The 3,276-nt window shown below is 49.2% G+C and carries 3 protein-coding genes; all 3 read right to left on the bottom strand.

The annotated features are described in order from the left end of the window. Window positions 1-43: 43 nt before the first annotated feature. Window positions 44-1,033, bottom strand: a complete 990-nt coding sequence (locus BWI93_RS01750) for an alpha/beta hydrolase (RefSeq protein WP_176454098.1) — start codon at window positions 1,031-1,033, stop codon at window positions 44-46. A gap of 32 nt (window positions 1,034-1,065) precedes the next feature. After that, window positions 1,066-1,605 (bottom strand): alpha/beta hydrolase, encoded by a 540-nt coding sequence (locus BWI93_RS01745; protein WP_094808450.1) that lies wholly within the window; start codon window positions 1,603-1,605, stop codon window positions 1,066-1,068. Window positions 1,606-1,794: 189 nt separating this feature from the next. After that, window positions 1,795-3,030: a diaminopimelate decarboxylase gene (gene lysA, locus BWI93_RS01740; protein WP_094808449.1), complete on the bottom strand. Its 1,236-nt coding sequence runs from the start codon at window positions 3,028-3,030 to the stop codon at window positions 1,795-1,797. Window positions 3,031-3,276: the final 246 nt, after the last annotated feature.

Here is a 3,276-nt window from a genome sequence, read left to right as displayed (position 1 = left end):
ACGGAAAACGGAAAACGGAAAACGGAAAACCGCCACCAATTCCTCACAACCCATAAAACGCCCGTACAAAACTCGTCACTTTCTCTGATTCGCAGGAAGTTGCCAGGTGACCGCAGTTGCTCGTTAGTTCAACCAATGGAGCTTTTAGGTACCCTGAAAATTCGCTTGCCGCCGCCGGATTGACCATGTGATCCTGCGTAGCCACCACAATCAATAGCTTCGCTTTCACCTGTTTCGCGGCCTCTTGTAGTGTTTTCCCCGGCATTACGTCCTGCGTAAGCATGGCTCGAATCTGACTCGCCCAATCATACGGATTCTTCGTACTTAAATCCTTTTCTACCTGATTGAGATAAGCCGTGGCCTCCGATGCGGATCGTTTCTTCTGCGTGTATTCGGGCGTAAACAGATTCAGTTCGTGAATCAGACCCGTCGTTTTCATAGCTTCGGTGGTATAATTTCCTCGTTCGAGCGTCCGTAGTTCGATGTTCCAGAACAAGACGTCATACGCGGATTGCCGCGGCGTGCCGACAATCGGTACCACCCGATCCATAAAGCTGGGGTAACTTACGGCCCACTGAAAAGATTGCATTCCTCCCATCGATACACCCATCACCGCATACAGGTGATTCAGTTTCAGGTGCTTCGTTACCAATTCGTATTGACTCTTCACCATATCACGGATGGTAAACAGTGGGAATTGTTCGTTAGGCTGCGTTTTGGAATTCGAGGGTGAAGTAGAGACCCCATTTCCAAGGGCATCAACCACAATAACGAAAAAATGAGTACTGTCGGCCATGTTTCCGGCATTCGCAATGTTGGCCTTTTGCTGGGAAGTACCCCCAAACCAGGTAGGCACCAAAACGGCATTGGAACGCTGCGGATTGAGTTTCCCAAAGGTTCGGTAGCCAAGGGTACAGTTCTGAATCGTCAACCCGTTTTCAAGCTTCAAATCTCCTAAGTCCGCAAACTTTTGCTGGGCTCGCAGACTACTGCCCAGACCTAACAAGAAAACCAGAATACAACGAAAAAGCATCGATTGAAAGGGGAAAACGTATAAAATCAAATCTACAGGTGATCCAGTTGCTGAAGGAGTTCGAGTCCCGCCGGCCAGGAACCGTATCCGGATGCTACGTTGATATGTCCGGCATCGGAGATCGTGATTAGCTCGCTCCCCCATGCCTCTGCCATATCTTGAGCCCGTTCCATCGTCATATACGGATCATTGGTACTGCGAACAACGATGGAAGGGAAAGGCAGCTTTACCGTAGGCATGGGTGAAAATCCGGTCGTGCCGGAGGGGTACGAAGCCGCTTCGGTATCACTCGGGGCCACCAGCAGGGCGGCTTTAATCGGACGCTGATAGTGTTCCGCCCAGTAGGCAATTGTCACGCAGGCCAAGCTATGACCTACCAGAATCACATTCGATACACCCGCCCGGAGAACGGCTTCATCCAGCGTTTGTACCCAGTCGGTACGGATGGGCGTTTCCCAGTCCCGCTGTTGAATGCGTTCAAAGTTGTATTGGTCCTGCCAGAGCGTCTGCCAGTGACCTTCGCCGGAATTTCCGAGTCCCGGATGAATGAGTACGGTTGATTGAAACGACATAGCCTAAATAGAAAACTGGCAAAGGAGTGAATTCCCTTGCCAGTATAGTGTTTAACGGTCTTACTAACAAATCCTCTTTATAATCAATCAGAAGTTCAGAGTCAGCCGGGGATATGGCTACAACGGTTTGTAGGTACCAAAATCCACTTTATCCGCTTTCAAACTTGAAACTACCTCAAACTTTGCCTGCTACACATCAATCTCAACCTGATTGCGTAAGACGTCTTCCAGCGTTTCCCGCTGACGAATCAAATGTGCTTCACCATTCAGTACCAGCACCTCCGCCGGACGCAGGCGACTGTTATACTGACTACTCATGGCAAAACCGTAGGCTCCGGCGTTGAGTATGGCGAGAATATCGTTGGCTTTGACTTTATTGAGGGTACGGCCTAGGGCGAAGTTATCCGTTTCGCAGATGTATCCCACCACGTCATACACATCCTGTTCCGAATCATCCGGATTGGAGGCATTCACAATATGATGGTAGGCATCGTACATCATCGGACGGATCAGGTGATTGAGCCCGGAATTCACTCCGACAAACGTACGACCCGGAGCTTCTTTCACTACATTCGCCGATACCAGCAGATAGCCACATTCACTAACGAGATACTTACCGGGTTCGAACCATAGTTGCAGGTTTCGTCCGTATTTTTCACAGAATTCCCGGAAGAATCCCGAAAGCTCCGCTCCGAATTTTTCCATATCTGTCGTGTAGTCGCCTTCTTTGTAGGCCACTTTAAACCCACCGCCGAGGTCGATGCACTGCAAGTCGGGGAAATCGTAGGCAAACTCGAATACGCGACTGGCGGCTTCGATAAAAGCAGAAGCTTCCTTTACATCAGAGCCCGTATGCTGGTGTAAACCCACGATTTTCAGATCGTACTTTTCAACCAGAGCCAGAATTTCCGCCTTTTGCCGAATATCAATACCGAATTTAGACCCTTCGTGGGCCGTCATGATTTTTGCATTTCCTCCCGCCGCTACGTTAGGCTTCACCCGAATCATACAGGGTTTGGACGAACCGTATTTTTGACCAAATTTTTCCAGTACATCGAGGTTATCCAGGTTTACGAACGCTCCCTGTTCAACGGCAAATTCGATTTCGTCGAAGCTCACGCCGCTGGGCGTAAAGTTCATCTGATTGCCTGCGTAGCCAGCCCGGAGACCAATCTGTAACTCCTGCGGAGAAACCACGTCGAGATCCACGCCGTGCTTACGCATGAGTTTGAGTACCGCAAGCGAAGTCAGGGCTTTACAGGCGTATTTAATTTTCAGATCAATCCCTGCAAAAGCCTGATGAATGCTTTGAATTTGCTGAATAATTTTTTCGCCGTCGTATACGTACAGGGGTGTACCGAAACGCTCGGCCAGATCAGTAACTTTCTGATTTTGTATGAAATAAGAACCTTCTCGGAGTTGCATGGGAACGTAAGAAAAAATAAAGCTGCAAGTTGGCAGAAAGTGACGGGTTTGCCAAAGACGAATGCGTAGTTTATAGGATTAGTTTAGCGGGTGTCGCCGGGCCGTTCCTGCGTTATACCCTGCTCCTCAAACGTCCTGACAAAAGCCAAATAGCCGAACCTTAATCCCTTAGCGGTAGATGATTTATATAATCGAAACGCAAGAGCCAACCCCGAAGGGGTTCAATGTGATTAGCCCCGTATGCAA

Source organism: Siphonobacter sp. BAB-5385 (assembly GCF_002261125.1).
GTDB lineage: Bacteria > Bacteroidota > Bacteroidia > Cytophagales > Spirosomataceae > Siphonobacter.
Note: the sequence above shows the minus strand (reverse complement) of the source record. Positions and strands in the feature narration are given on the sequence as shown.

What these genes read in the sequence shown, in the direction of transcription:
- lysA (WP_094808449.1), bottom strand. Translation starts at nt 3,030, where the DNA reads ATGCAACTCCGAGAAGGTTCTTATTTCATACAAAATCAGAAAGTTACT.
- BWI93_RS01745 (WP_094808450.1), bottom strand. Translation starts at nt 1,605, where the DNA reads ATGTCGTTTCAATCAACCGTACTCATTCATCCGGGACTCGGAAATTCC.
- BWI93_RS01750 (WP_176454098.1), bottom strand. Translation starts at nt 1,033, where the DNA reads ATGCTTTTTCGTTGTATTCTGGTTTTCTTGTTAGGTCTGGGCAGTAGT.